Source organism: Dactylosporangium sp. NPDC048998 (genome assembly GCF_043197855.1).
Classification (GTDB): domain Bacteria; phylum Actinomycetota; class Actinomycetes; order Mycobacteriales; family Micromonosporaceae; genus Dactylosporangium.
The window spans coordinates 1-26,458 of record NZ_JBICTV010000058.1 but is presented as its reverse complement, the minus strand read 5'-3'; the positions used below and the strand labels follow the sequence as shown (position 1 = coordinate 26,458).

The window sequence follows — 26,458 nt, the reverse complement described above, 5'->3', positions numbered from 1 at the left end:
CGACCAGGGCCGCCCCTGGTCCGGTCACGACGGTTACGGCGTCGGGGTTGGCGTCCGGCTCGGGTAGGTCGGTGAAGAAGTCGGCGAGGCTCGCCCGTGACAGGGGGGCGAAGTCCGGGTCGTCGTGCAGGGCGGCCGACGCGGTGAGTTCGAGGATGTCCGACCATGCTGCCAGGTGCTCGCGCATGTCGATCTGCTTGACCGTGAGGCCCCGGGCGGTCAGCGCATTGCCGGTCTCGGCGGCGACGCTGTCCCAGTCGACGGCGGCCGGCCCGTCGATGGCGAGCACAAGCCCCGGTGCGAGGCCGGCGACCGCTGATCGAAATCCGGTGCCTACGACTCCGGTGATGGGGTGACATGGTTCGGCTTCGTATCCCCGAACAGACGACATTGCGGTGCTGGCCTTTCTCGGCGTGTTGTCGGAAATGTCAAGCGATGGTCAGGCCGTTGGGGCCGCTGGTGATGGTGTAGCTGCTGCCCTTGAACGACAGTCCGGAGAGGGTTCCGTTGAGACCACGGGCGATGCCCGCGGTGCTCACGCCGCAGTCATCCCGCCGTCGATGACGAGGGCCGCTCCGTTGATGAACCGGCCGTTCGGGCCGGCGACGAAGGAAACAATGGCGGCAATCTCGTCCGGCGTTCCCATGCGCCCGTCGAGCTGCCGGGTCGCCATCGCGTCGCGGGCGGCGGCCGGATCCGGGGCGTTGGCGAGGATCTTTCCGATCCATTCGGTTTCCACGGTACCGGGGCAGATCGCCACACTGCGGATGCCATCCCGGGCGTGGTCCACGGCGATCGCCCTGGTGAGTCCGATCAGGCCGGCCTTGGAAGCGCAGTACGCGGCTCGGCGGGCGAGCCCCACCAGGCCGCCCACCGAGGCGATGTTGACAATCACTCCGCTGCCTCGATCGAGCATCAACGGCAGCGTCGCCCGTGTCGTGAGGAAGGGGCCAGTGAGGTTCACCGCCAGGACACGGCTCCAGTCCTCGTCGCTGGTTTCCAGCACGGTCGCGGCCACGCCGAAGCCGGCGACATTCACCAGTACCTCCGGGGCCCCGATGGTCACCGCGATCTCTCGGGTGACCGAACCGACCGCGAGCGGGTCGCACAAGTCCATCGCGAACTGGTGCGCCTTTCCGCCGATGCTCTGGATCTGGGCACGTGTCTCGGTCAGGCCGGCGGCGTCGAGGTCCATCATGGCGACCTCGTAGCCGTCGCGGGCCATGTGCACGGCGGTGGCGCGGCCGATGCCGGAGGCGGCTCCGGTCACCACGGCGACGGCTCGCCAAGGCCGGCCCGGCGCTGCTTCGCCCGGCCGGCCCGCCCAAGGCGTCACGAGTACGCCGTCCCGGGCAGCGAGCCGTCCATGGCGTATCCGCCGTCGACGTCGAGACAGGCGCCGGTGGTGTAGCAGGCCTCGTCGGAGGCGAGGTAGCAGATGGCCGAGGCCACCCACTCCGGCGGCGCGATCGTGCCCAGCGGAATCTTCGCCTGCAGTGATCGGACGATCTGCGGGGTGTAGATGGGCTCGCTCATCCCGGTCCTGGTGGCGCCGGGGCGCACGCAGTTCGCGGTGATGCCGTAGGGCGCGAGCTCGGAAGCCATTGTGCGGGTCATGGCCTCCAGGCCGCCCTTGGTCGCCGTGTAGGGCGCCGCGTTCGGCTCGGAGACCACGGCGTGGACCGACGAGACGTTGACGATGCGCCCCGCAGTCTGGTTGTCGACCATGATGCGGGCGACGGCCTGGCTCAGGAAAAACACGCCGGTCAGGTTCACCGCGAGCACGCGGTCCCAGTCGTCGCGGTTCACCTGCAGGAAGGGAGCGATGTGCAGGATGCCTGCGACGTTGGCCAGCACGTCGACGCGCTGGTCGTCATCGCGCAGCTGGGCCACGAGCCGCTCAGGGGTGGTGGGGTCGGCGACGTCGAGGTCGATCAGACGCAGGCGCCCGGCGCCCGGGTCCTGCCACGGGTCGGTGTGGTGCACGTCGACGGCGTAGACGGTGGCCCCCTCGGCCAGCAGGCGTGTCGCAGTAGCCCGGCCGATGCCGGAATTGGCGCCGGTGACCACGGCGACCTTGTCGCTGAATCTCATCGCGTGACCTCTCGTGCTGAGCGGAACTGGTTCGGCGGTGGCCCGGGAAGCGCGGGCGGGGCGTTGGCGCTCATACGACGGCTCCCATCCGCCACGGCACGATCTCCTCAGTGCCGAAGCCGAGCGTCTCGGACTTGCTCGGTGTACCGGAAGCCATGTCCACCAGGGCTTCGAACATGAGGGTTCCATAGCGGATCTGTTCGTCCCGCGACATCGCGGGGCCGGCGTCGAAATCCATGTCGCCGCGCATGCGCTCGAACAGCCGGGAGGTCGTGCTGATCTTGAAGCACGGCGTGGGGCGGGACCCGAACACCGAGCCGCGCCCGGTGGTGAACGCCAGCAGGTTCGCCCCGCCGGCCACCATGCCCGTCGCCGACACCGGGTCGTAGCCGGGGGTGTCCATGAAGGTCAGCCCTGCCGCGGTGACCGGTTCGGCGTAGGCGACGACGTCGTTGAGGGGACTGGTGCCGGCCTTGAGGACCGCGCCCAGCGACTTCTCCCAGATCGTTGTGATGCCGCCGGCCTTATTGCCCTTGGACGGGTTGCTATCGAGTTCTGCGTCGTTGCGCGTTGTGTACTGCTGCCACCAGACGATCAGCTCGTCGATGCGCCGGCCGACCTCGGGTGTCGCGGCTCGGTTGCGCAGCAGGTGCTCGGCCCCGTAGATCTCGGGAGTCTCGCCGAGGATGACCCGGCCGCCGGCCGCGACCAGGAGGTCGGACGCCACGCCGAGCGTCGGGTTGGCGGTCAGGCCCGAGTACGCGTCGCTACCCCCGCATTGCAGCCCCAGCACCAGTTCGGCGACCGGGATGGGCTCGCGCCGCAGGGTCGCGACGCCGGCGACCAGCTCCGCGACACGGTCGAGTGCGGCGTTGACGGTGGCGGCCGTCCCGCCCAGTTCCTGGATGCCCAGCGTGTCGGCGGGGACGTGCCCGCCGAAGACGTTCTCGGGCTGGTTGACCTCGCAGCCGAGGCTGATGGTCAGCACCGCGGCGATGTTCGCGTGCCCGGCGTACCCGCGCAGCGTGCGCCGCAGGATGTCGTCGCCGGCGGTACCCTCGGCCATGCCGCAGCCTAGGTCGTGCGTCAGCGCGATCACGCCGTCCAGTCCGGGGACACCGGCATGCGTGAGGTTGGCGGTCTGCGCGACCATGCGGGCCACTGTCGCCGAGCAGTTGACGGTCGGCAGCACGGCGATGTAGTTGCGTGTCGCCGCCCGACCGTCGGGGCGGCGGTAGCCCAGGAAATGGTCCCGTGTCGGCGCGGCCGGCGGGCTCCATGCCGGCGATGCGCTATGGACGGGCGCGCCGCTCGCGGTGTGCTGGCCGACTCCGAGGTTGTGCAGGTGTACATGGGCACCCGGCGGGATGTCCTGCCGAGCTATGCCGATCACCTCGCCGTATTTGTGCACCGGTGCGCCCGCGGCGACGGCGCGGACGGCAACCTTGTGGCTGGCCGGGATGTCGTCGATCGCGGTGACCACGCCGACGGCGGTTCGGACGGGTTTTCCTTGGCTGACATCGCTGACGACCAGCCCGACGTCGTCCACCCCCGGCATCGGTACCAGCGGCTCAACGACGTCGGTTGGCATGGCTGCCGTCATGGAAGCTCCAGCCGGACCGTCGAGACTGGGCTATCGCCGCGCCGCCAATGCACAAAAATGCCGAACTGGTCGTCTTGAAGTCGACCGAGCCCGGATGCGGCGATTTGAAGCGGGAGTTTCATGCGACCGACCATAAATCGTCGGTCTTCGCCCGGCGAAGCGTGACTAACAGAACGGCATCATCCGTATTTCGCGGTGCAGCGCACGCCGTTGGGTTTGTTCGTTTCCAGTCCTAACAAACTAGGGGCGGCGCCCCGAGCGCGACAGCTGGCCGGCCGCTAGCTGGCCGAGCAGGTGCCCCGCCGACGGACCGGCGTCCTGTGCCGGTCCGGTCCGGTCTGCAACTATCCGCGATCCGGATGACACAGATTCGGAACGCGTGCGGTGCAGATCGTTGACTCGCCCGGCATTGCACTCGTAACGTTTGCCGCCATCGCCGGTTGCTTTTCCGCACTCGTCAGCCAGGTACCGTGCTAGGTCCGCGGTTCGCGGCCTCCGGTGCTCCATCTTGGAAGGACCCCACCGTTGTCGAATCAACCGCTCCAAGCTTCGGCTGCCGGTCTGAGCCGCTACCAAGACGATCGCTTCGGAATGTTCATTCACTGGGGCTTGTACTCGATCGTGGGTGCCCACGAATGGTCGATGTTCCACGACCGTTACTCGATCGACGAATACGAAGGACTGATGAAGCAGTTCCGCGGTGAGCAGTTCGACGCGGATGCATGGGTGAGGGTGGCCGCCGACTCCGGGCAGCGGTTCATCACGATCACCTCACGTCACCATGACGGATTCTCGATGTATGACACTGCACTGACCGACTACAAGGTAACGAACACGCCATTCGGCCGCGATCCTATGGCCGAGTTGCGCGAAGCATGCGATCGCCACGGTGTCCGACTCGGGTTCTACGTCTCGCTCCTCGACTGGCACCACCCCGCCTACCGCGCGGCGCTGCGCGAGCGGAGCGGGCTTGCGTGGCAAGACTACGTCGGTTTCCTCCATGGCCAGGTCGAGGAACTGTCCACCCGGTACGGCGATATAGCCGAGTACTGGATCGACGGGTACTGGCCGGCGGAATGGGCGACGCACCGCTTCAAGAACTGGTTTGGACCGAGCGGCGACTTCGACTTCCCAGGCATGTACGAGATGATCCACCGACTGCAGCCCGACGCTGTGATCATGCACAACCACCACTCGGCACCCGCTGCGGGCGAGGACGTGCAGGGATTCGAGGGCGACCTGCCAGGGCAGAACAGCAACGTCATCAACGTTACGGCGCCGGTCCTTACGGCACGGGAGACCTGCCAGACGGTTTCGAAGATCGCCTATGGCTTCCACAAAGATGATCACCATTACCGCGACGTGCGCGAGCTCCTCACCATGCTGGTGCGGGGAGCCGGGCTCGGCGCCAACTTTCTGCTCAACGTCGGGCCGACACCCCAGGGCACGTTCCCTCGCCCAGCCGTGCAGAACCTACATCAGATAGGGGAGTGGTTGCGCCGCAACGGCGAGGGCATCTACGGCACCCGCGCCGGCACACTGCAAGTGGCGGACGTGGACGGCAGGGAGCAGTTGCGCGACGCATTCGCCACCACCGTCAGCACCGATGGCCACACTCACTACGTCCACCTCCTCAACGGCGACGCTCCGACGTCGTTCTTCGTCGACCTGCCGGATGGCCAGCACGCGAAGACGATCGACACCGTGCTGCTGACCGACGGCGAGCCGGTGAACAGCGAAATTCGCGGCGACGGCGACACCGTCCGGATCACCGTGCCTGCGGAACGCCGGGAAGCCCTCGTCACCACGGTTCGCCTGCGCGTCGCCTAGCACGACGACGACCAACCCCACAGCCGAGACCTCGACCGGCAGGCCACAAAGTCGGTCGTCGTTCGCGGCCAACACCCCGCAGGCAAGGACACAGTCGTGGGCAAGCGTGCGACCGGCTTGATCAATATGAGCCGCAGGGGATTTCTCAGGGCCACAAAACCCCTGCGCCAAAGATTCTGACGCGCGACAGTCGGCATCACCTAACCAGAAAACGGACAAAACGTGACTTTGGCGAAATCCTGGAAGGATTTTGTGTGATGGATGATTCGAGTTTTCGTGCCCCTATGTCCCGGCGCGCCGTCCTCGGTGGGGGTGTAGCCGCTGCGGCGGCCATGGCCCTCGCCGCATGTTCAAGTGGAGGTGGCGCCTCCAGTAAGAGCGGCGCGCCGATCAAGTTCTGGAACATGCAGTGGGGAGGCCAGCCGTTTACGGATGCGGCTAAGTCGATCACTTCGAGTTACAAGCCGGCGGCCGGACTCGGAGGCGTGAACTACCAGTCGGTTCCGTGGACCAACTGGTATCAGACGTTCATGTCCGCGGCGGCGTCCAAGACCACCCCTGCGGTGAGTGACGGCGCAGCGTTCCTTCCCTACCTCTTCCTTGAGCAGGGAATCGGTGCACCAGCCGACGATCTGGTGGATCTGCTCAACAAGCGCGGCGAGAATGACTTCCTGCCCGGTGTCCTCGAGGGTATGAAGACCAAGAATGGCTATGCGGCTGTTCCGTGGGCGATGGACCTCCGTGTGCTCTGGTATCGGAAGTCGATTCTTGAGAAGGCCGGGGCTGAGGTTCCCACTGACTGGGACAGCTTCATCGCTGCGGGCACTGCTCTGAAGAAGATCGGCGCCGTCGGCCTGGGCATGGCTGCCAGCGCAGCAGCGACGGACGCGCACGTAGTGTTCGCGCTGATGTTCAACAACGGCGGAGGGTTCTTCGCCGAGGACGGAACCCCGGACTGCGTCACTGACCGGAACATCGAAACGCTCGACTTCATGAACGAACTCGTCCGCAAGGGAATCATCGACCCGCGCGCTGCCAGCTACACGCCGGACAATCTCGCAGCGGACTGGCAGTCGGGGCACGTCGCGATGGGCTGGGACCAGGTAAGCATGAACAGCCGGCTGACGGGAGACGCTGCCACCGATGCCGTGGTTGCGAGCCCGATCGCGGGACCGCATGGCGACAAGGCAACCGCGTACTGGGTAAACCCGATCTGGATGTTCAAGACGACACCATCGCAGAAGTCGTCCGAGGAGTTCACGGCCTACTATCTGTCGCAGATTCACAAGTATTGGGAGATGGGTCTCGTCGGAGACCTGCCCGTGAAGAAGAGCATCATCGACCTCCCGATCGTCCAAAACAATGCAAACCTGGTGAAGTCGGTCAAGGAGTGGCAGCCGATCGGCAAGACGATCGCGGCAAAGGCTTCCGTGCCGTTCGGCGGCCTCGTGGCAGTGGACGGCGGCTCAGCGACGACAACGTTTGTCGGCCAGATTGTTCAGGGAACCACGCCGTCGAACAAGATGCTCAAAGACCTCCAGGCTGGTCTCGAAAAGGAACTGGCCAAGGCCAAGGCCAAGGGGTAGCAACGTGACTGCCATTGAGACTTCGTCGCGAGAAGACCTAACCGCAATACGGTCAGGTAGACCAGGCATGAAAACAGGGACCCGGCGACGAATTACGCTCGTTGGATTCGCTGCGCCAGCCTTGGTATTGATGTTGATCGTCAACGCCTACCCCGTGATCTTTGCGGCCTCGCAGTCGTTGCACGGTGGCAGCTTAGTTGAAACCGGCCCATTTGTCGGTCTCCAGAACTTCAGTCAGGTCCTAAGTGACCCGGCATTTTGGGCGGCAGCTCGCTTCACGCTCGTCTTCGCGGTGTGCGGCGTGTTCGGTAGCTGGGTGGTCGGATATGGCCTTGCGCTATTGCTTCGACCAAAGTTCCCAGGTCGCAGTCTCTTCCGCGTCCTACTGCTTCTTCCATGGATCGTCCCAATCGTGGTCACATCGATGAGTTGGAATTGGCTCACAACGGGACAGGACAGTCTGCTGCCGACAATCGCTCGTGAGCTCGGGTTCGGTGAGGTGCTATTTCTCGCCGACCCCGTGCTTGCGGCGGTCACGGTTTGTCTTTTCAAGATCTGGGTCAGCTATCCATTCACAATGATGATGGCCACCTCTGCGCTGGAAGGGGTGGACGAAACGGTGTATGAGGCAGCAGCAATCGATGGAGCGACGCGATGGAATCGACTGCGCTACATGACGCTGCCATTGACTGCGAGGTCCACGTACATTACGTGGGTGCTGATGGCAATGTTCACCATCAACGACTTTCCAACCATCTACCTGCTGACGGGTGGGGGACCAGTGAACGCAACCACTTCACTCATCGTCCTCGCATATCAATCCGTGTTCCGGGACTTCCAGCCTGGCTACGGGGTGGCTGTCGCGTTCATTGCCACTGCGGTGCTCGTCGTGGTTTCGCTGGTGTTGTTCCGCAAGATCCGAGGTTCACGCGTTGAGTAGTCAGATTCAGGAGGCGCCCCGCAAGCGCCGAGACGTTCTCGTGGGCATTCGCAGGACGCTAGTTCTCACTCTCATCACGGCCACCATGCTGTCGCCGATATTTGTGGTCTTGGTACTCTCGTTTCGAGCCCCGCTCGGAAGCGGAATCTCCGGGCCAACCCTCGCCAGCTGGAGCCGTGTCCTAACCCAGACTCAGATCGGCCTTTGGATGGTCAACAGTCTTTGGGTGGCCCTGCTTTCAACACTGATTGTGATCGTTGTCGCCGCGCCTGCTGGCTACGTCCTATCGCGCGGCCGAGGGCGGACCACGGCAAGCTTCTCGCTTTCCATATTCGTTATCCAGAGCCTGCCTGTTGTGATCTTCGTGATCCCGCTCTTCATCCTCTTCAGCGGCGTAGGCCTGGTCGATAACCTGTTCGGGATCACTATTATCTATGTTGCGCAAGCGATCGCTGTTGGGTGCTGGATGCTGACGGCGTATTTCGACACGATCCCGGTTAGCCTCGAGGAGGCTGCTTGGATTGACGGCGCTTCGGTAATCGGCAGCTTCTTTAGAGTGGTCCTCAGAAATTCTCTGCCTGGGGTTCTGTCGACCGCGATCTTCGCCTTCATGCTGGTTTGGAATGACTACCTCATCGCTCTCGTCTTTATCCGGTCCAACACCAACTACACCCTTCCGATCGGCGTACAGACGTTCTTCCAACAGATCCAGGTCGATTGGGGACCGGTCATGGCGTTGGCCGTGATCATGCTGCTTCCGCCGGTAATCGTCTTCGCGGTCTTCAACCGTTATTTCAGTGTGGGCGGGATCGGGGGTGCACTCGCCGGCCGCTGAGTGGCGCCTTAGCGGCCGGGTCAGCTGTCTCGTATCTCGCGGTCAGTTCGGGGATGGTCGCCTCCTCGGTCTCTGCAATCAGCATGGCGATGCGGCGCCTACTGAGGGAGCGGCAGTCGGCGCCCTCCCCATTCGGGTAGGTGGTCTCCGCGAGTGTGGTCCGGAACACCCGCGACGCCCTCATCGAGATTGGCACAGATCCGTGACACCCCGGACTTGCTGATGCCGGTGTGAGCGCTGAGCGCCTTCACGAGATCTTCGAAGCGGATTTCGACTATTCGCAAGTCGTGGTTTGACCGCTCCGCTCTCCCGTGAGCGAATGGGCTTGCACGAGTTAGGAGATTTGTATGACGGTTGAGAGTGTGCTCGGTAGTGCGAGAGGAGTTCTCTCGCCTGAGACCGGCGACATCGACAGGGGCAATGACGGCGCCGTGATTGTTTCGATCGAAACCTACGCTCTCGCTGTCCCCCTCGCCAGGCCGATCGCTGATGCAACGGCGGCGATGTCTCATTGGACGGTGCCGGTCGTCGAGATCCGGACGGCGGATGGTCGGGTAGGTACTGGCATATCGGGCGTCCATTGCGCTCCCGAGCTGCTGGCGGATGTGATCGGCAAGTATTACGGCCCGTCGCTCCTGGGCGCGTCCTCCGAAGACATTCATGGGACATGGAAGCGGCTCTATTGGCTTCCGACGCACTGGATGGGTCGCGCTGGTGTGATGCATATGGCGTTGGCCATGGTCGACATCGCGCTCTGGGACCTCGCCGCTCAGCGCGCGGAGACGCCGCTGTGGCGGTTGCTCGGCGGTATCGCATCCGATATCGAGGCCTATAACACCGATGGTGGATGGCTGAACCTCAGCGAATCGGACCTTGCGAGAGATCTACTCTCACTCGTCGACGACGGATGGCGACGGGTGAAGATCAAGGTGGGTAAGAGCGACTGGAACGAAGACGCCGATCGCGTACGGGCCGTTCGTCGAGCCATCGGGGATAAGGTGACGCTGATGTGCGATGCCAATCAGCGGTGGGACCTCGCGACGGCGAGTCGGATCATGCCGATCCTCGAGGAGGCTCGCATGGATTGGGTGGAAGAACCCCTCCACGCGGACGACCTCACAGGCCACGCACGCCTGCAGAGGTCGACGATCCTAGACATCGCGGCCGGCGAGAGCATCTACTCATATCAGCAATTCACCAGCTTCATTGAGGCGGATGCCTTCAGAGTCGTTCAGGTCGACGCGACCCGAGTAGGTGGGGTCACCGAATGGCTTCAGGTCGCGGCACATGCAGCGGCAAGAGGGCTTCGCGTCGCCCCCCACGCGGGCGACATGATGCAGGTCCATCAGCACCTGGTAGGAACCGTGCTGTCGGAAGTCTCGCCCTTGATCGAGTACATCCCATGGACTCGGGATGCGTTCGTCGAGCGAAGCATCGTGAGCGAAGGGTACCTGAAACGTCCTCAGCTTCCAGGTGCGTCGACTGCGATCGATCCCGTCGCGCGGTCCCGGTGGCAGATACGCGGAGTGGGTGGCATCTTCACCTCGTGAGCACCTTTCGATTCGAAACATGAACCGTTCAGTCACAGCCGCACTCGAAGCGGAGCTCGCACGCACACCGACGTACTTCGGGCCGGCGACGCAATACTGCCTTGCCCTCGATCCGCTTGCCGACGGCGTCGACGGAATCATGACGGGCCGCTGAGATGTCTCGCACGTCGGATACTTCTCCCTGCGCCGAACGACGAACTGCTCGCCGTGCTACGAGCCGCGACCGACAGTGTTCAAGCACGTGCCACGGACCGGCTGGCGTCCGCACACGACGCCTCGCATTACCTCCTCACTCCGCAGGCTGTGGTAGCGCCAGCCGGGATTGAAGAAGTCGCCGCAGTGCTCGCCGCGACCCGTCGCCTCGGCATGCCGGTAACTTTCCGGTCCGGCGGCACTAGCTAGTAGAAGTGCAGTCTGTTTCGTCGCAAAGGAGAAGTCGTGGCCATCGCGCCCTGGTTTGAAGAAGCCGCGCTCGGACTCTTCGTCCACTGGGATCACACGAGCCAGCAAGGGATTGAGATCTCGTGGCCCCTGGTGGATAGATCGATCATTCCCGGGCGCGAGCACGCCGAAGCGCAGATTACCGCAGCCCAGTACCACGCCACTGCGGCAACCTTCAACCCGCAAAGATGGGATGCTTCGCAACTTGCGAGATTGGCGCGCAATTCCGGCGTTCGGTATCTCATCTTTACGGCACGGCACCACGCCGGCTACTCGATGTTCCACACGAAACAGAGCGAGTACTCGATCGAACATTCGCCGTATCAAGCCGACATCACGCGAGAGATCTTTGACGCTCTGCGCAAAGAGGGTGTCCGGGTCGGGCTCTACTATTCGCTTTCGGATTGGCATCACCCCGACTACCCGTCATTCACGGATGAGGATCGCCCGTACTCGATCCATAACAATCGTCGGTCTGCGCCCGAAGCGTGGGCGAGGTACATCGATTACGTGAAAGCTCAGCTTCGCGAGCTACTGACTGGCTATGGCCAAATTGACCTCATCTGGTTCGACGGCGAATGGGAGCGAACCGAAGAGGAATGGCGCCCGAAGGAGATTCGGGATCTCGTCAAGTCACTCCAGCCAAACGTGGTGATCAACGACCGTCTTCTCGGCCAAGGGGATTACGCAACTCCCGAGCAGGGAATGCCGGCCACGCCGCCCGATTCGCCCTGGGAGATGTGCTTGAGTATTGGTGAAAGCTGGGCCTGGCGTCCAGACGACACGGATTTCAAGCCACCGCGTCAGCTTGCAGAGTACCTCGCTGAAACGGTAAGTCGGGGCGGAAACTTGCTGCTCGGGCTTGCAATCAAGGATGACGGTACGTTCCCTGCCGGTGAGGTATCGAGAGTCAAGTCACTTGGGGCATGGCTGGCAACGCATGGCGAAAGTATTTACGGTACGCGGCCAGCTTCCAAGGATATCCAGTTCCACGGGCCGATCACGACGAGGCAGAACTGGATTTATCTGCATCTCGTCATGATTCCGATTGGCAAGGCGGTAGTGAGAGGTCTCCCGGTTCGCAGGATCGCTGACGTCAAGCTGCTCGGAACAGAGGACTCTCTCAAATATACGGTCAACCTCGAAATCCATGAGTCGGACGAGAACGACGTCGACGTGACCGGCGAGCTATTCATCGACTTTCCGGGGCCGACCGGAGCGCTGATCGACGTCATCGCCATCGAGCTTCTCAAGGACGCAAACTGATGCATCCTTCGGCCATTCCTGACCTGGCTCGGACGAAAGCGGTTGGAGGTCGGACCTCATGAACGTCCCATTGATCATCCCACGGCCGGCCGGAGTTCGACCTGCTCGTCTAGACGACGCGGCTCCCGGCAGCACAGCTCGAGCGGCCGCGGCGCAACGTTCCGATGTTGCCGCGGACGCTCGAACGAGCTCGAATTTGACTGTCCGGATTGAGGAGGCACCGTGAAACGCATCGATGCTCACCAGCACTTCTGGGACCCCGCCAGGTACACCTATCCCTGGATGGCGGGCGACGCCATGGATCCCGTGCGCCGCCCGTTCGGTCCGGATGATCTCCTGCCCAGTCTGCGTGCCGCGCGCATCGACGCGACGATCCTCGTTCAGACGCTGTCCAGTCTCGCCGAGACCCGCGAGTTTCTGCAGCTGGCGGCGGATACGGACGCTGTGCGCGGGGTGGTGGGCTGGGTTGACCTGACTTCCCCGTCCGTCGGCGACGATCTCGACGAGCTGCTCGACGGACCGTCCGGCCGCTGGCTGGTCGGCGTACGCCATCAGGTCCACGACGACCCGGACCCGGACTGGCTGCGGCGCGACGATGTCCGGCGCGGCCTGGCCGCCGTGCAGCGCCGGGGTCTCACGTACGACCTGCTGATCCGGGCCCGGGAGATTCCGGCGGCGACCGACGCGGTCAGACGCTTCCCGGAGCTGCGGTACGTGCTTGATCACATCGCGAAGCCGCGCATCGCGGCGGGCCGGGACGACCCCTGGATGCTGGGCATGCCGGCGCTCGCCGCCGAGCCGAACGTGTCGGTCAAGCTGTCCGGCATGGTCACCGAGGCCGACTGGGCGTCGTGGACGCCCGACGACCTGCGCCCGTTCGTCGGGCGGGTCGTGGAATGGTTCACGCCGCAACGCCTCCTGTTCGGCTCGGACTGGCCCGTCTGCCTGCTCGCCGGCTCATACGAGGACGTGCTGGCGGGCCTCACCGCCGCCCTGCCCGCGATGAACCCGAGCGAGCTCGAGCAGGTCTTCGGCGGCAACGCGGAACGCGCCTACGGCATCGGCGACGACCAGAGATAGCGGTCTGGTGACGCCGTCAGGAGACGCGCCGCGCGCCGGACTGGGTGGCTACCCGGCCCGGCGTGGGCCCCTCCTCGACGACGCCGCGCGCGTCGCCGCAGGCGTGCAGCATGCGGCCGGAGTCCGCGACGAAGCCGACGTGGTGGATGCGGTGGCCGGGGCGGGCGAAGAAGTAGAGGTCGCCGGGGCGTTCCCGGCCCGGTGGCAGCGGCTCGGTCGCCTCGGCCTGCTCGTGCGCGTCGCGGGGCAGGCGCACCCCGAGGCGGCGCCAGGCCAGGTGTACCAGGCCGGAGCAGTCGATCCCGGCCGGCGTCAGGCCGCCCCAAACGTACGGCACGCCGAGCAGCCGGCGCGCCACCTCCAGGGCCTGCTCGCCGGACGGCGGGCCGGCAGGGACGGGCCGGACGTCCGCGTCCGGCACCCAGAACGGGTCGGGATGGCCCGCCACCCGCACCGGCAGCCAGCCGCCCACTGGCGGGCCGGCCGGGGCGAGCCGCGTGCCGAGCGTGACGCCGGGCACCACGACCGCACCGCCGGGCGCGGCGCGCAGACCGGTCGCCAGGGCGTCCACAACGGACGAGGGACCGTCGTCCATTGTGGACGCGTCGGTGAGCTGGCCGGTCGGCAGCCAGCCGGGGTAGCCGCGCGGGTCGAGCGAGGGCGCCGGCTGGCCGGTCGCGACCACGCGCGCCCAGTCGCCGCGCACCTCGTCGACGACGACCGGGTCGCCCAGCAGCAGCTGCGTGACGACGGTGTCGGCCGTCCGCGCGTCCGGGTCCGACCACACGGTCGCCACCGCGACCCGGACCACCTTCACGAGGCTCATGCCGTCACCTCCGCTTCGCTCCGGCAGCGGCACGAGCTGCACCTGCGTCTCCGATGAGCGGCCACTTCGCTTCGCTCCGTACCGCTCATTGGGCCAGCCCCACGCCGAGGCCGGGCGCGTCGGGCAGCAGCACCTCGGCGCCCTCGTAACGGATCCCGCCGGTCACCGGCGAGGACGCCAGCCACCAGGCGGCGTCGAGGTCGGAGACGACCGTCGTGCCGTACGCGGACACGAGGCTGGCCGCGGCGCCCACGCCGACCTGGGTCTCCATCATGGAGCCGACCATCGTGCCGACGTCGTGCGCGGCGGCCAGGTCGAGCAGGGTGCGGGCCGGGCCGATCCCGCCGCACTTGGCCAGCTTGACGTTGACCATGTCGGCGGCCCGCCGCCGGATGACCTCGACCAGCTCGCGTATGCCGAACACGGCCTCGTCGGCGAGGATCGGCACGTCGACCCGGTCGCTGACCCAGGCCAGCCCGTCGAGGTCGTGCCTCGGCACCGGCTGCTCGACCAGCTCGACGTCGAGGCCCGCGTCCTGCATGCCGCGGATCGCGCGCACCGCCTCACGCGGCGTCCAGCCCTGGTTGGCGTCCAGCCGGATCCGCACGTCCGGGCCTACCTCGGCCCGGATCCGCCCGACGCGCCGCACGTCGGCGGCGGCCGCGTCGCGCTCGCCGTCCCCGGCCTTGCCGACCTTGACCTTGAGCACCCGGAAGCCCTCGCAGACCCGGTCGCGCGCCGCCGCGCCCAGCGTGTCGGCGTCGCCGGCGGGCAGCGTGACGTCGGTCGGCACGCGCAGCCGGGTGCCGCCGAGCAGCCGCACGAGCGGTACGCCGAGGCGGCGCGCGGCGAGGTCGTGCAGCGCGACGTCGACGGCGGCCCGCGCCGCGGTATTGCCGGCCACGGCGGCGTGCACGGCACGAGCGCCGCCCGCGACGTCGTCGGCGTCCCGCCCGGCCAGCAGCGGGCCGAGGATCTGCTCGACGCACGCCCGCGCGCCGGCGACGGAGTCGCCGGTGACCTTCCAGACCTGCGGCGCCTCACCGAAACCGGAGTGGCCGTCGGCGTCGACGACCTCGACGAGCAGGCTCTCCACGGTGGTGGCGGTGCGCAGCGCGGTGACGAACGGCGTGTGCAGCGGCACGCTGACCGCGTGCGCGCGGACCTCGGCGATCGTCATCGGTTTCGCTCCGCCCAGGCGGCGGCCGAAACGTCCGCGATGAGCCGGCACGCGCTGTCGTCGTAGTCGCCGGGCGGGACGCCGCGGGCGGTCGTGCAGACGGCCACCACGTACGGCGGGGCGTCGTGCGGGTAGACGAGGCCGGCGCTGTGCCGTACCCCCGTCATCCAGCCGTTCTTGTGCGCGATCCGCACCCCGTCGGGCAGGCCGGCGGCGAGGTCCTGGCGCCACTCCTGGGCGGCGAGCAGGTCGATCATCTCGGCGCAGGCGCCGGGGCCCGCGACCGTGCCGCGGTGCAGGGCGCTCAGCAGCGCGGCGAGGTCGGCCGCGGTGACCACGTTGTCGCGCCCGGCGTTGCGCGCCGCGTAGTCCTCGATGCCGCGGGCCGTCACGCTGTGCGTCGCGCCAGCCAGCCGCCACACCTCGGCGACGGCCGGCAGCCCGACCAGGGTCAGCAGCAGGTTGGTGGCGAGGTTGCCGGAGCGCACGATCATCCGGCGGGCCAGCCAGCGGGCCGGCGCCGTGCCGCCGAGGTGCCGCCAGACCTCGTCCTCGTCGTCGTAGTCGCGGTCGTTCGCGAAGCGCGAGCCGTCGCCGAGCGCGGAGTCGAACTCGTCGACGACCGGCACCGGCGCGTCGAGGTCGAGCGCGCCGGCCTCGGCCGCGCGGTAGAGCGCCGCGAGCACGGCCACCTTCATCGTGCTCGCGGCGCCGTGCGGGCGCTCCGGCTCGCGGGTGTACCACGGCGGCTCACCGGGGCGGCCGATCCACACGGACACGGCGCTCGACGCCGCGTCGAGCGCGGCGTCGAGCGGTTCCCACTGCGTCATCGGATTCCTTCCGTGGAGACCCCCGCCTTCAGGCGGGGGAGGAAACGGAACCCCTGCGGAGCAGGACAGAGATAGCTGATTCGCCGCCAGGGCGGATCGGCGTCCACCGGCGTGTCACCGCAAGGTTCACAAATAGAACGGCCAAGATGTGTGGCGTGTCCAGGACGGTGAAGCGGGCGTTCAAGTACCGCTGCTACCCGACCGGCGCGCAGGCCGCTGAGCTGGCGCGGACGTTCGGGTGTGTCCGGAAGGTCTACAACCTGGCATTGGCCGCCCGTACCGAGGCGTGGACGTTGCGGCGGGAGCGGGTCAACTACAACGCCACGTCGGCGATGCTGACCGCGTGGAAGAGGACCGAGGAACTGGCGTTCCTCAACGATGTCTCCTCCGTGCCGTTGCAGCAAGCCCTGCGGCACCTGCAGTCCGGGTTTGCGAACTTTTTCGCCGGCCGGGCCCGGTACCCGAGCTTCAAGTCGAAGAAGAAGTCCCGGCGGTCGGCGGAGTACACCACCAGCGCGTTCCGGTTCCGTGGCGGCAGGCTCATCTTGGCGAAGATGGCCGGGCCGCTGGACATCGTGTGGTCCCGGCCGCTGCCGGAGGGTGCGTCGCCGTCGACGGTGACCGTGTCGCAGGACGCGGCCGGGCGCTGGTTCGTGTCCCTGCTCTGCGACGACGTGATCCCCGACGCCCCGGCAGTGGACACCGCTGTCGGGGTCGATGCCGGGCTGGACAGTCTGCTCACCCTGTCCACCGGGGAGAAGATTCCCAACCCGCGGCACGAGCGCGCCGACCGGGCACGGCTGGCCCGCGCGCAACGGAACCTGGCCCGCAAGGAGAAGGACTCCAGCAACCGGGCGAAGGCCCGGGTCAGGGTCGCCCGCGTCCATGCCCGGATCGCCGACCGGCGCCGCGACCACCTGCACAAGCTGAGCACTCGGCTCGTTCGTGAAAATCAAACGATCGTGATCGAGGACCTGACCGTCCGCAACATGGTCCGCAACCACACCCTGGCCCGCGCCATCTCGGACGCGGCGTGGCGGCAGTTCCGGACCATGCTGGAGTACAAGGCCACCTGGTACGGCCGTGAGGTGATCGCGGTCGACCGCTGGTACCCGTCCTCCAAACTGTGCTCGGCCTGCGGCGCGCTGGCCGAACAGATGCCGCTCACCGTTCGGAAGTGGACGTGCCGGTGCGGCACCGTCCACGACCGTGACGTGAACGCGGCACGCAACATTTTGGCCGCCGGGCTGGCGGTGTCTGCCTGTGGAGCTGGTGTAAGACCTCAACGGGAATCCTCCCGGACGGGGCAATCGGCGGTGAAGCAGGAAACCCCTGGGGTGACCCAGGGAATCCCCTCCCCTTTAGGGAGGGGAGGATGTCAAGCGGTCCTCTGTCCGGTCAGTGCTTGACGTACGCGTTGACGAACGCCGGACTGCCGAAGATGCTGTCGACGAACACGCCGTCCACCTTCGAGCCTCGCAACGTGAACATCACCTGGACGTACAAGGGCACTACCGGCGCGTAGTCCCGCATGATCTTCTCGTCCAGCTTCGCCCACTCGGTGCCCTGCTGCTCGGTCGGCAGCGCGAGGATGCGGTCGAACTCGGCGTTGAGTGCCGGGGCGTTGAGGTACGACGCGCCGTTGTTGCTGCCGTCGTCCTTGATCGCCCGTCCGTCGTAGAGCACCGGCAGGATGGCCGCACCGCTGGGCCAGTCCGCGCCCCAGGATCCGATGTACATGTCCCAGGGATTGTCCTGCTTCTTCGTCTCGTCGAGGAAGGAGTCGGCCGGGATGGCCTTCAGGGTGATTTTGAAGCCCGCCTTCTCCAGGTTGCCCTTCAGGTGCGTGCTGACGGCCTGGTTGGTGGCGTCGTCGGGGAACGCGAGCACGAGCTCCTTGGTCGCGCCGCCGAGCAGCTGCTTGGCCTTGTCCGGGTCGCCGCTGCGGCCGGCCGGGTAGGCGTCGTAGTTCTTCCAGCCGATCGTCGCGGGTGGCATCAGCGTGGTGACCGGCGCCGCGAACGTGGCGCCGCCGAGGGTCTTGATGAGGCCGTCGCGGTCGATGGCGTAGTTGAGGGCCTGGCGGACCTTGAGGTCGGTGACCCGCTGGTTGTTGATGGTGAGCGTGAAGTGCTGCGGCGTCGGGGCCTGGATGATGCGGTCCTTGAGCGAGGCGTCGCCGACGACCTTCGACACCAGCGACGGGTCGACGCCGTTCCAGGACACCGCGGTCTGGTCGGCGCCGCCGTCGGCGATGATCCGGTTGGTCTGCGTCACCGGGTCGGGCCCGAACGACCAGACGAACGAGTCCGGGTACTGGTGGCGCACCGCGTCGGTGACCGGGTCCCAGGCGGTGTTGCGCTCCATCGTGATCTGGGTGCCCGCCTCGTTCTTGGTGATCTTGTACGGCCCGGACGCAACCGGCTTGCTGTCGTACTGGGTCCCGGTGTCCTTCGCGGCCGGCACGGGCGCGGTCGCCGGCAGGGACGCGGCGAAGGGCAGGTCGCAGTGCGGCTTGGCGAAGCTCAGCCGGAGGGTCTTGTCGTCAGGGACGCTCAGCCCCGGCGGCAGCGCCGTCTTGTTGTTCTTGAAGTCGAACTTGGTGTCGAACTGGGGCGTGCCGGCCAGCCACTCCTGGATGTACGTCGGCCCGCCGGTCAGCGACAGGTCGAAGGAGCGGGCGATGCCGTACGCGATGTCCGTGGCCGTGATCCGCGTGCCGTCCTCGAACTTCACCCCGTCCTTCACGGTGAACTGCCACGTCTTGCAGTCCTTGTTCACGTCGGTGCCGGGCGTGGTGGCGAGGTCGCCGACGAGCGTCACGTGGCCCTGGCCGTCGTCCTTGAACGTGGTGAGGCGCCGGGCGTACAGCTGCGAGGCGTTGAGCCCGACGAAGCTGTAGACGCGCTGCGGGTCGAGGTGGGAGATCTTCGTCTGCCGGATGACGGTGACCGTGCCGCCCTTGGCCGCGCCGGGCACCTCGGGCGCCGGGCCCGTGGAGTCCTTCGGGTCGGTGGCGATCGCGCCCGACGCCTGCCGGTTGGTGTCCACGCCCGGCTCGTCCTCGCCCTTCTTGTTGTTGGTGCAGGCACCGAGCGCCGCGACGAGCGTCAGCAGCGCGACGGCGGTGAGTGGTCTGCTTCCCATGTCGTCCTCCCCGGGCACGGACCGGTCATCGCAACCGGATTCGCGGATCGATCGTGGTGTAGAGCGCGTCGACGACGATGTTCGCGACGACGATGAACGCCGCGGCCAGCAGTACCGTCGCCATGATCGTCGGCAGGTCGCCGTCGCGGACGGCGTCGATGGCGGTCCGGCCGAGCCCGCGGAAGCCGAACGTGGTCTCGGTGATCACGGTGCCGCCCAGCGCGGTGCCGACGTCCAGGCCGGCCGCGGTGACCAGGGGCGTGATGGCGGCGCGCAGCACGTGCTTGCGCACCACGGTCCGCTGCGGCAGGCCCTTCGCCATCGCGGTGCGGACGAAGTCCTCCGACATCGTCTCCAGCATCTGGGCGCGGGCCAGCCGGGCGTACACCGCGGAGAACAGAAACGCCAGGGCGCACCAGGGCAGCACCAGCGCGGTCGCCCAGGCGAGCGGGTCGTCCAGCAGCGGGGTGTAGCGCGGGTACGGCAGCACCTTCAGCGTGTAGACGAACACCAGCAGCAGGACGCCGCCCACGAAGTACAGCTGCATGGAGGCGCCGGAGAGCGAGAAGCCGATCGCCAGCCGGTCGAACACCGTGCCGCGGCGCAGCGCCGAGAGCATGCCGAGCCCGATGCCCAGCGCGAGCCACAGCGCGGCCGCCGGGACCACGATGCTCAGCGTCACCGGGATGACCCGCCCGAACGTCTCGCTCACCGGCTCGTTGTTGACGTAGGAGTACCCCAGGCAGGGCGCCGGGCACCCCTCCCGCCCGGCGAACACGCCCCCCATGTACCGCAGGTACTGCACCGGCTTGGGATCGTTGAGCCCGAGCTCGTCGCGCACCCGCTCCAGCCGCTGCGCGTCGCAGTTCTTCGGGCACATCGCGCTGGCCGGGTCGCGCGGCAGCGCGAAGAACATCAGGAACGTCAGGACGCTGACCGCGAACAGGGTCAGCGCGCCCAGCAGCACGCGGCGCAGCAGAAAGGTGGCCACGGCCCGCCCCTACCGCAGCGACTTCGGGTCGAGCGCGTCGCGCAGCGCGTCGCCGAAGAGGTTGAAGGCCAGCACGAGCGCGAAGATGGTGACGCCGGGGAACAGCACGTACGCCGGGTCGGTCTGCAGATAGTTCAGGCTGCGGTAGATCGTGCGCCCGAAGTCCGGCGTCGGCTCGAGCATGCCGATGCCGAGGAAGGACAGCGCCGCCTCGCCGGTGATGTACGCCGGGATCGACAGCGAGAACGCCACCAGGATCGGCGCGCCGAGGTTGGGCAGCAGCTCCCGGAGCAGGATGCGGGCCAGCCGCGCGCCGCTGGCCCGGGCCGCCTCGACGAACTCGCGCTCGCGCAGCGAGAGCACCTGCCCGCGGACCAGCCGGGCGGTGGTGGTCCAGCCGAACGCGGTGAACAGCGAGATGAGCACCACGACCCGGAACCAGCCCGGCACCGCCTCGCGCGGCCCGTAGAAGTGCAGCTCCAAGGGCCGGATCACGGCGAGGGTGAAGATGAGGAACGGCAGCGCCAGCGTCACGTCGGTGATCCAGTTGAGGACCGCGTCGACCCAGCCGCCGAGGTATCCGGCGACGATGCCGAGGAGCACCCCGACCGCGGTGGTCAGCAGCGCCGCGGCGAAGGCGATGCCGAGGGAGGTGCGCATGCCGTACACCATCTGGATGAACAGGTCGCGCCCCTGGCCGGGCTCGAGGCCGAACCAGTGCTCGCCGGTGACGCCGCCGGCGATGCCGTAGGGCATACCGAAGCGGTCGAGGTCGTCCTTGAAGTCGTCCTGCGGGTCGATCCCGCAGGCGGCCCCGATCAGCGGCGCGGCGAGCGCGACCGCGATCAGCAGCGCGGACACGGCCCCGCTGGCCAGCGCGGTGCGGTCCCGCCGCAGCCGTATCCAGGCCATCCGCCCGGGGGAGCGGGTGCTCGTCGCGGCATCGAGGGGTGTGACGCTCATGCCTCCCCCTCCCCAGGGTCGCGCACCGCCGACCGTCTATGTAGCTATCCGCCGTACCGTAACTTGGCTACGAAAATAAGCTACAGCGCGACAGATGGCTGCGTGAAGACCGGTAACGACTTCATATCGACCGAGGTTGCTTTGTTACGAAGCGGGCGGGGTCAGCGCCACCAGCGCACCGAATCGACGTACATCGCCTGCGGGAACGTCGTCGAGGGCGGCGGCGTGCCGGGCCAGCGCCCGCCGACGGCGACGTTCAGGAGCAGGAACGCGGGCGGTCGAACACCCACTGCTGCCTGGCGCCGAGGTCCTCCTGGCGCACGGTCGCCTGCACCACGCCGTCGACCGACCACTGCAGGACGCCGGGCCACCACTCCAGGCCGTACCGGTGCATGCCCCGGTCGGGTCCCCCGGCCGGGCGGGCGGTGAAGCTGCGCTCCCAACCGCGGGCGGAGCCGTCGGGGCCGTGGACGGTGCCGTGCACCACGCCGGGCTCGGCGACGCCGAGCGACTCCATCAGGTCGACCTCGCCGGCCTGCGGCCAGCCGGCCCGGTCGACATCGGCGCCGAGCATCCAGAACGCCGGCAGCAGGCCTCGGCCGGACGGCACCTGCAGCACGCTCTCGATCCGCCCGTAGCGGGCCTCGAACGCGGTCCGGATCCGGGCCGAGGTGTACCTCCCGTCGTCCGAGCGCGCCGCGATGGCCAGCCGCCCGTCGCCGGTGAGGGCGCCGGTCTCCGGCCGGTCGGTGTACTCCTGCAGCTCGCCGTTGCCCCAGCCCCCGCCACCCGTCTCGTGCCGCCAGCCCGGCAGCAGTGCCGTGCCGGCCGGCCCGTCGAAGCCCTCGTCGAGCTCGGCCCGCAGCGGGTCGGTGCCGGTGCGCGCCATCGTGACGGTGACCGCACTGACCCCGGCCAGGTGCGCGGAGCCGGTGACCGCGAAGCGGGCGACGTCGCCGGTGACCGGCACGAGCACGACCGCGTGCCGGACCCGGCCGGCGCCGGTGGCGGCCAGCCGCACGGTCTGCGCGGTGCCGTCGTCCAGCGCCACCGTCACCTCGGCCTCGGGCGCCCCTCCGCGCTCGGGGGCGGCGAGGGAGAGCACGACCGCGTAGGTGCCGGCGTCCGGCACCGGCAGCGCGAAGGCGGGGGTGCCGGCGCGGGCGTAGCGGTAGGGCGCCGCGTTGCCCGCGGCCGCCGGCCTCGGCGCGGCGCCGCCCTGCACGACGGCGGCGTCGGCGTCCCACCGGTTGCCGGCCACGTCGGTGACGGCGTCGGGCCCCGCGGTCCAGCGGTGCGTCCAGCCGATGCCGGCGGTGATCTGGGCCGACGAGGTGCGGGTCAGGGTGCGCCCCTGCCGGGCCGGGTCGTCCGGCGTCGCCATGACCGCCAGGCCGGCCAGGGCCGCGACGGCGAGCGCGGCGAACCCGGCCCGGCGCGTGCGGGGGCTCAGCGACAGCATGTGGACCAACGCTACGGCGCGGTGGCGGCCTTCAGCAGTGTCGGCTTGCCGACCTTGGTGCCGCCCGCGCCCACGACCACCGCGGCGAGGACCAGGGCGGCCCCGGCGAGCTGGCCCGCCGACAGCGCCTGGCCCAGCGCCAGCCAGCCCAGCGCCGCGGCCACGACGGGGCTGAGCAGCCCGAGCAGCGTCACCTGGGCCGGCGGCAGCGTGGTGACGCCGCGGAACCACAGCAAGTACGCCCCGGCGGTGCCGACCAGGGAGAGGTAGGTGAACCCGGCCGCGTTGGCCCAGTCCAGGGCCGGCGGCGGCCCCTCGGCGAGCAGCGCGGCGGGGGCGAGCAGCAGCCCGCCGACGGTGAGCTGCCAGCCGGTCAGCGCGAGCAGGGCGGTGCGCCGCTCGGCAAAGCCCTCGGGCACGCCCCAGCGCCCCCCGAGCACGGTGCCCAGCGACATCGACAGCATTCCGCCGGCCGCGGCGGCGAGCCCGATCGGGTCCAGGGCGGTGGCCGAGCGCAGCACGAGCAGGGCGACCCCGGCCAGCCCGGCGACCCCGGCACCGAGCACGCGCGCCGCGGGCCGCTGCTTGAACAGCCCGAACGCGAGCCCGGCGACGACGAAGGGACCGAGCGCCCCGAGCACGGCGGCCACCCCGCCGGGCAGCCGGTACGCCGCCACGAACAGCAGGGCGAAGAACAGCCCGATGTTGAGCGTGCCGAGGACCGCGGCGCGCCACCACCAGGCCCCGCGGGGCAGCGCCCGGGCGGCGGCGACGAGCAGCAGCCCGGCGGGCAGCGCGCGCAGCGTCCCGGCCAGCAGCGGCCGGTCGGGCGGCAGCAGCTCGGTGGTCACCAGGTACGTGGTCCCCCACAGCACGGGGGCGATCGCCGTAAGGTTCCTCATGACTAAGTAGCTTAGCAGTAAGCTACTTGCTGGCAAGCGAGTGTTAGGATGAGGCGTGGACGACGTCGACCGGATCGTGGCGCAGTGGGCGCGGGAGCGCCCGGAGCTGCGGACCGAGGCGATGGCTGTGTTCGGCCGGATCTACCGCCTGGCCCGGATGGTCGGGGACCGCCAGGAGAAGCTGTATTCCGAGCTGGGCGTCAACCGCGGCGAGTTCGACGTGCTGGCGGCCCTACGCCGCGCGGGGGAGCCGTTCCAGCTCTCCCCGAAGTCGCTCAGCGCGTCGCTGATGCTCACCACCGGCGGGATGACGGGCCGGCTGGACCGCCTGGAGCGCGCCGGCCTGGTGACCCGCTCCCCGGACCCCGACGACCGCCGCGGCCTGGTCATCACCCTGACCGCGCACGGCCGCGAGCTCGCCGACGAGGCGGTGGTGGCCGGCCTCGACGCGCAGCGCGAGGTCCTCGAGCGCCTCCCGGAGGCCGCCCGCCGCCGCCTGTCGTCCCTGCTGCGCGACCTCCTGGCCGCGGCCGAGCCCCAGTGACCCGCTCCCCGATTTAGTGTGTGTCCGTGAGCGTGACGGAGACGCAGTGGCTGCGGACGCGCCGGTTCCTGGAGCGCAACCGGTTCGAGCTCGGCGTGGCGGCGGCCGGCGACTACGGCGATGACCGGCGGTTCTTCGGCACGCCGCTGCTGACGCGGCCGTCGTTCGTGCCGGCAGGCCCGATCCCGCTCGACACGATCGAGCTGACCCTCGACGCGCACCCTGACGCGCACCCCGACGCGCGGCCCACCAGCCGGGAGTACGGGGCGGTGCTGCCGGCCGGCGAGCGGTACCGCGACTACTCGGACGCCTACCGGGAGCTGGCCGCGCCGCGGGTGTTCGACAACCGCGAGACCTACCGGCTGACCGGCGCGGATCTGACCACCGCGCCGGGCCGGCTCGGCTTCGGCCTCGGCCGGTACTTCGACGGCGTCGACACCGGCGAGGCCGCCGCGCACGCGTTCGCGGCCCGCCACCGCGGCGAGGATCCGGGGCGGATCCGCGACCGCATCGCCGATCCCTGCGACCTGTCCGCCCGGCCGGTCAACGTGGCGGTGAGCGCCCTGACGCTGCGGCGCGACGCCTCGAGGGGGGACGCCGAGTTCTTCCTGCACTGGCGCGATCCCGAGAAGGTCGGGCACGCGGGCGGGCTGTTCCAGGTCGTGCCGTCTGGCGTGTTCCAGGCCTCCGGCGAGGGCGCGTGGAACCGCGACAACGACTTCTCGCTCACGCGCTTCCTCGCCCGCGAGTACGCCGAGGAGCTGGGCGGCCGGGCGGAGGAGTACGACAACGGCGACCGCGGGATCGACTACGCCGCGTGGCCGTTCGCCCGGGACTTCCTCGCCCATCTGTCCGGCGGCGGGATCCGGGCCTGGTGCGTCGGGCTCGGCGTGGACCCGCTCACGTACGCCACCGACCTGCTCGCGGTCCTGGTCTTCGACGCCGCCGTGTTCGACGCGCTCTTCGGCCGGGTCGTGACCGAGAACGACGAGGGCCGGGTGCTGGCCGGCCGGCCGTTCACGGAGGCCGAGGTCGCGCGGCTGGTGGCGCGGGAGCGGATGCAGGCCGCCGGCGCGGGCCTGCTGGCCGCGGCGTGGCACCACCGCTCGGTCATCCTGGGGTGAGCGCGCCCCGCGTCAGGCGGTCGCCGTCGCGACCCACATCGTCAGCGTGGCGAGGAAGTCGCCGCGCTCGCCGGCCTCGCTCAGCGCGCCGAACCAGTCCTCGCGCAGCTCCGGCGGGATCAGGCCGGCTGCCGGCGGGATCATCGGGTTGACCATCGGCAGCACCGTCGCGGCCGAGATCGGGTCCGCGAAGTACAGCGCCACCGGGACCGCCGTCACCTCCCGCAGGCCCGCGCGGACCAGGCGGCGGCGCAGCGTCCGGCCCATGTCCAGGTGACGGCGCACCACCGTGGCGAGCAGGTGCCCGCGCACGGCCGCGACGAGCCCCCGCGGCAGCCCGTCGACGGCCACCGACTCCCAGTCCGTGTCGACCAGGCACACCCGGCCGCCGGGGCGGGTCACCCGGGCCAGCTCGGCGACGGCGGCGTCCGGGTCGGCCAGATGCTGCAGCACGCGCTCGCAGCGCACGGCGTCGAAGTACGCGCCGGGAAAGTCCAGCGCGATGACGTCGCCGCGGCGGTGATCCACGGCCACCACCTCGCCCGTGCCGCCCAGCCGGGCGGCCAGCAGGCGGGCCGCCTCACCCGCGCCGGTGCCCGCGTCGAGGATCCGCTGGCCGGGGGCGAGGCGCAGCGCGGCGAAGGCCACCTCGCGCACCCGCTGGAGTTCGGGGTCGGCGCCCGTGCGACTCAGGTCGATGAATGCGTTTCCCGGGGCATCGTCGGCCATCCAGCCAGTTTCGTGCAGCGCGCCCCGGCGTGGTTGTCCGGTTCCGGATCGTCAATCCGACACTGCGGTGCGCGTCATCGGATTCCTTCCGTGGAGACCCCCGCCTTCAGGCGGGGGAGGAAACGGAACCCCTGCGGAGCAGGACGGGGAAAGCTGATTCGCCGTCATGGCGGATCGGCGTCTACCGGCGTGTCACCGCAAGGTTCACAAATAGAGCGGCCAAGATGTGTGACATGTCCAGGACGGTGAAGCGGGCGTTCAAGTTCCGCTGCTACCCGACCGACGCGCAGGCCGCTGAGCTGGCGCGGACGTTCGGGTGTGTCCGGAAGGTCTACAACCTGGCCCTCGCGGCCCGCAGCGAGGCGTGGGCGCTGCGGCGGGAGCGGGTCGGCTACAACGCGACCTCGGCGATGCTGACCGCGTGGAAGCAGACCGAGGAGCTGGCGTTCCTCAACGAGGTCTCGTCGGTGCCGTTGCAGCAGGCGTTGCGGCATCTGCAGGCGGGGTTCGTGAACTTCTTCGCCGGCCGTGCCCG

The 26,458-nt window shown here is 68.5% G+C and carries 24 protein-coding genes and 1 pseudogene; 12 read left to right on the top strand and 13 right to left on the bottom strand.

The genetic code is table 11. From position 1 onward, the window contains the following. From ACGFI8_RS46015 to ACGFI8_RS46000, 4 genes and pseudogenes are all read right to left on the bottom strand, one after another. A pseudogene (locus ACGFI8_RS46015) lies at window positions 1–289 on the bottom strand (hypothetical protein); the annotation flags it as partial. 246 nt (window positions 290–535) lie between these two features. Beyond that, window positions 536–1,273 (bottom strand): SDR family NAD(P)-dependent oxidoreductase, encoded by a 738-nt coding sequence (locus tag ACGFI8_RS46010; RefSeq protein ID WP_392814961.1) that lies wholly within the window; start codon window positions 1,271–1,273, stop codon window positions 536–538. Between the two features lie 59 nt (window positions 1,274–1,332). Continuing rightward, entirely contained in the window at window positions 1,333–2,094 is a 762-nt protein-coding gene (locus ACGFI8_RS46005; RefSeq protein WP_392814958.1) for an SDR family NAD(P)-dependent oxidoreductase, read from the bottom strand. 70 nt (window positions 2,095–2,164) lie between these two features. Beyond that, complete coding sequence (locus ACGFI8_RS46000; protein ID WP_392814955.1) at window positions 2,165–3,685, bottom strand: UxaA family hydrolase; 1,521 nt, start codon at window positions 3,683–3,685, stop codon at window positions 2,165–2,167. 537 nt (window positions 3,686–4,222) lie between these two features. Between ACGFI8_RS46000 and ACGFI8_RS45995 the strand changes: the two genes are divergently transcribed. The 8 genes from ACGFI8_RS45995 (at window position 4,223) to ACGFI8_RS45960 (ending at window position 13,225) form a co-directional block, all read left to right on the top strand. Then, window positions 4,223–5,527, top strand: a complete 1,305-nt coding sequence (locus tag ACGFI8_RS45995) for an alpha-L-fucosidase (protein WP_392814953.1) — start codon at window positions 4,223–4,225, stop codon at window positions 5,525–5,527. Between the two features lie 257 nt (window positions 5,528–5,784). After that, on the top strand, window positions 5,785–7,113 hold the full coding sequence (locus tag ACGFI8_RS45990; protein ID WP_392814964.1) for an ABC transporter substrate-binding protein: 1,329 nt from the start codon (window positions 5,785–5,787) through the stop codon (window positions 7,111–7,113). Between the two features lie 130 nt (window positions 7,114–7,243). After that, on the top strand, window positions 7,244–8,053 hold the full coding sequence (locus ACGFI8_RS45985) for a carbohydrate ABC transporter permease (RefSeq protein WP_392814950.1): 810 nt from the start codon (window positions 7,244–7,246) through the stop codon (window positions 8,051–8,053). Between the two features lie 226 nt (window positions 8,054–8,279). Next, window positions 8,280–8,888, top strand: a complete 609-nt coding sequence (locus tag ACGFI8_RS45980) for a carbohydrate ABC transporter permease (RefSeq protein WP_392814948.1) — start codon at window positions 8,280–8,282, stop codon at window positions 8,886–8,888. Window positions 8,889–9,235: 347 nt separating this feature from the next. Continuing rightward, window positions 9,236–10,438, top strand: coding sequence for a mandelate racemase/muconate lactonizing enzyme family protein (locus ACGFI8_RS45975; RefSeq protein WP_392814946.1), 1,203 nt, complete (start codon window positions 9,236–9,238; stop codon window positions 10,436–10,438). A 19-nt stretch (window positions 10,439–10,457) separates the two neighbouring features. Continuing rightward, entirely contained in the window at window positions 10,458–10,592 is a 135-nt protein-coding gene (locus ACGFI8_RS45970; RefSeq protein WP_392814943.1) for a hypothetical protein, read from the top strand. Between the two features lie 284 nt (window positions 10,593–10,876). Beyond that, window positions 10,877–12,145 carry an alpha-L-fucosidase gene (locus tag ACGFI8_RS45965; protein WP_392814942.1) on the top strand — a complete coding sequence of 423 codons (1,269 nt, stop codon included), beginning with the start codon at window positions 10,877–10,879 and terminating at the stop codon, window positions 12,143–12,145. 222 nt (window positions 12,146–12,367) lie between these two features. Continuing rightward, window positions 12,368–13,225, top strand: a complete 858-nt coding sequence (locus ACGFI8_RS45960; protein ID WP_392814940.1) for an amidohydrolase family protein — start codon at window positions 12,368–12,370, stop codon at window positions 13,223–13,225. Between the two features lie 16 nt (window positions 13,226–13,241). On the opposite strand, the gene ACGFI8_RS45955 is transcribed toward ACGFI8_RS45960, so the two are convergent. From ACGFI8_RS45955 to ACGFI8_RS45945, 3 genes are all read right to left on the bottom strand, one after another. Beyond that, the gene (locus ACGFI8_RS45955) at window positions 13,242–14,051 is read right to left on the bottom strand and encodes an NlpC/P60 family protein (protein WP_392814937.1); all 810 of its coding nucleotides are present in this window, start codon (window positions 14,049–14,051) and stop codon (window positions 13,242–13,244) included. A gap of 85 nt (window positions 14,052–14,136) precedes the next feature. Further along, window positions 14,137–15,231 (bottom strand): mandelate racemase/muconate lactonizing enzyme family protein, encoded by a 1,095-nt coding sequence (locus ACGFI8_RS45950; RefSeq protein ID WP_392814936.1) that lies wholly within the window; start codon window positions 15,229–15,231, stop codon window positions 14,137–14,139. After that, complete coding sequence (locus ACGFI8_RS45945) at window positions 15,228–16,061, bottom strand: serine hydrolase (RefSeq protein WP_392814933.1); 834 nt, start codon at window positions 16,059–16,061, stop codon at window positions 15,228–15,230. The genes ACGFI8_RS45950 and ACGFI8_RS45945 overlap by 4 nt, the downstream gene beginning before the upstream one ends. Window positions 16,062–16,216: 155 nt before the next feature. Between ACGFI8_RS45945 and ACGFI8_RS45940 the strand changes: the two genes are divergently transcribed. Beyond that, window positions 16,217–17,470 (top strand): RNA-guided endonuclease InsQ/TnpB family protein, encoded by a 1,254-nt coding sequence (locus tag ACGFI8_RS45940; protein ID WP_392814931.1) that lies wholly within the window; start codon window positions 16,217–16,219, stop codon window positions 17,468–17,470. Here ACGFI8_RS45940 and ACGFI8_RS45935 read toward each other — a convergent pair. From ACGFI8_RS45935 to ACGFI8_RS45915, 5 genes are all read right to left on the bottom strand, one after another. Further along, window positions 17,460–19,208 carry an ABC transporter substrate-binding protein gene (locus ACGFI8_RS45935; protein ID WP_392814928.1) on the bottom strand — a complete coding sequence of 583 codons (1,749 nt, stop codon included), beginning with the start codon at window positions 19,206–19,208 and terminating at the stop codon, window positions 17,460–17,462. The two genes, ACGFI8_RS45940 and ACGFI8_RS45935, sit on opposite strands and share 11 nt — an antisense overlap. Window positions 19,209–19,233: 25 nt before the next feature. After that, window positions 19,234–20,199, bottom strand: coding sequence for an ABC transporter permease (locus tag ACGFI8_RS45930; protein WP_392814925.1), 966 nt, complete (start codon window positions 20,197–20,199; stop codon window positions 19,234–19,236). A gap of 9 nt (window positions 20,200–20,208) precedes the next feature. Next, the gene (locus tag ACGFI8_RS45925) at window positions 20,209–21,162 is read right to left on the bottom strand and encodes an ABC transporter permease (protein WP_392814922.1); all 954 of its coding nucleotides are present in this window, start codon (window positions 21,160–21,162) and stop codon (window positions 20,209–20,211) included. A gap of 256 nt (window positions 21,163–21,418) precedes the next feature. Next, a complete protein-coding gene (locus ACGFI8_RS45920; RefSeq protein ID WP_392814920.1) occupies window positions 21,419–22,624 on the bottom strand; it encodes a glycoside hydrolase family 16 protein in 1,206 nt (401 codons plus the stop codon). Window positions 22,625–22,635: 11 nt separating this feature from the next. Beyond that, window positions 22,636–23,526, bottom strand: coding sequence for an EamA family transporter (locus ACGFI8_RS45915; RefSeq protein ID WP_392814917.1), 891 nt, complete (start codon window positions 23,524–23,526; stop codon window positions 22,636–22,638). 55 nt (window positions 23,527–23,581) lie between these two features. Here ACGFI8_RS45915 and ACGFI8_RS45910 point away from each other — a divergent pair, with 55 nt between their 5' ends. Continuing rightward, window positions 23,582–24,070 (top strand): MarR family winged helix-turn-helix transcriptional regulator, encoded by a 489-nt coding sequence (locus ACGFI8_RS45910; protein WP_392814914.1) that lies wholly within the window; start codon window positions 23,582–23,584, stop codon window positions 24,068–24,070. A gap of 26 nt (window positions 24,071–24,096) precedes the next feature. Next, the gene (locus ACGFI8_RS45905) at window positions 24,097–25,194 is read left to right on the top strand and encodes an XRE family transcriptional regulator (RefSeq protein WP_392814912.1); all 1,098 of its coding nucleotides are present in this window, start codon (window positions 24,097–24,099) and stop codon (window positions 25,192–25,194) included. 12 nt (window positions 25,195–25,206) lie between these two features. Here the strand turns inward: ACGFI8_RS45905 and ACGFI8_RS45900 are convergent, their stop codons facing one another. Further along, the gene (locus tag ACGFI8_RS45900) at window positions 25,207–25,923 is read right to left on the bottom strand and encodes a methyltransferase domain-containing protein (protein ID WP_392814909.1); all 717 of its coding nucleotides are present in this window, start codon (window positions 25,921–25,923) and stop codon (window positions 25,207–25,209) included. A 233-nt stretch (window positions 25,924–26,156) separates the two neighbouring features. On the opposite strand from ACGFI8_RS45900, the gene ACGFI8_RS45895 reads away from it, so the two are divergent. Further along, on the top strand, window positions 26,157–26,458 hold a 302-nt coding region (locus tag ACGFI8_RS45895), incomplete at its 3' end, for a helix-turn-helix domain-containing protein (protein WP_392814906.1).

Bases quoted from the DNA above. Each gene is read 5' to 3' on its own strand.
- ACGFI8_RS46005 (WP_392814958.1), bottom strand. From the start codon at position 2,094: ATGAGATTCAGCGACAAGGTCGCCGTGGTCACCGGCGCCAATTCCGGC.
- ACGFI8_RS46000 (WP_392814955.1), bottom strand. From the start codon at position 3,685: ATGCCAACCGACGTCGTTGAGCCGCTGGTACCGATGCCGGGGGTGGAC.
- ACGFI8_RS45990 (WP_392814964.1), top strand. From the start codon at position 5,785: ATGGATGATTCGAGTTTTCGTGCCCCTATGTCCCGGCGCGCCGTCCTC.
- ACGFI8_RS45985 (WP_392814950.1), top strand. From the start codon at position 7,244: ATGTTGATCGTCAACGCCTACCCCGTGATCTTTGCGGCCTCGCAGTCG.
- ACGFI8_RS45975 (WP_392814946.1), top strand. From the start codon at position 9,236: ATGACGGTTGAGAGTGTGCTCGGTAGTGCGAGAGGAGTTCTCTCGCCT.
- ACGFI8_RS45970 (WP_392814943.1), top strand. From the start codon at position 10,458: ATGAACCGTTCAGTCACAGCCGCACTCGAAGCGGAGCTCGCACGCACA.
- ACGFI8_RS45955 (WP_392814937.1), bottom strand. From the start codon at position 14,051: ATGAGCCTCGTGAAGGTGGTCCGGGTCGCGGTGGCGACCGTGTGGTCG.
- ACGFI8_RS45950 (WP_392814936.1), bottom strand. From the start codon at position 15,231: ATGACGATCGCCGAGGTCCGCGCGCACGCGGTCAGCGTGCCGCTGCAC.
- ACGFI8_RS45945 (WP_392814933.1), bottom strand. From the start codon at position 16,061: ATGACGCAGTGGGAACCGCTCGACGCCGCGCTCGACGCGGCGTCGAGC.
- ACGFI8_RS45935 (WP_392814928.1), bottom strand. From the start codon at position 19,208: ATGGGAAGCAGACCACTCACCGCCGTCGCGCTGCTGACGCTCGTCGCG.
- ACGFI8_RS45925 (WP_392814922.1), bottom strand. From the start codon at position 21,162: ATGAGCGTCACACCCCTCGATGCCGCGACGAGCACCCGCTCCCCCGGG.
- ACGFI8_RS45920 (WP_392814920.1), bottom strand. From the start codon at position 22,624: ATGCTGTCGCTGAGCCCCCGCACGCGCCGGGCCGGGTTCGCCGCGCTC.
- ACGFI8_RS45915 (WP_392814917.1), bottom strand. From the start codon at position 23,526: ATGAGGAACCTTACGGCGATCGCCCCCGTGCTGTGGGGGACCACGTAC.
- ACGFI8_RS45900 (WP_392814909.1), bottom strand. From the start codon at position 25,923: ATGGCCGACGATGCCCCGGGAAACGCATTCATCGACCTGAGTCGCACG.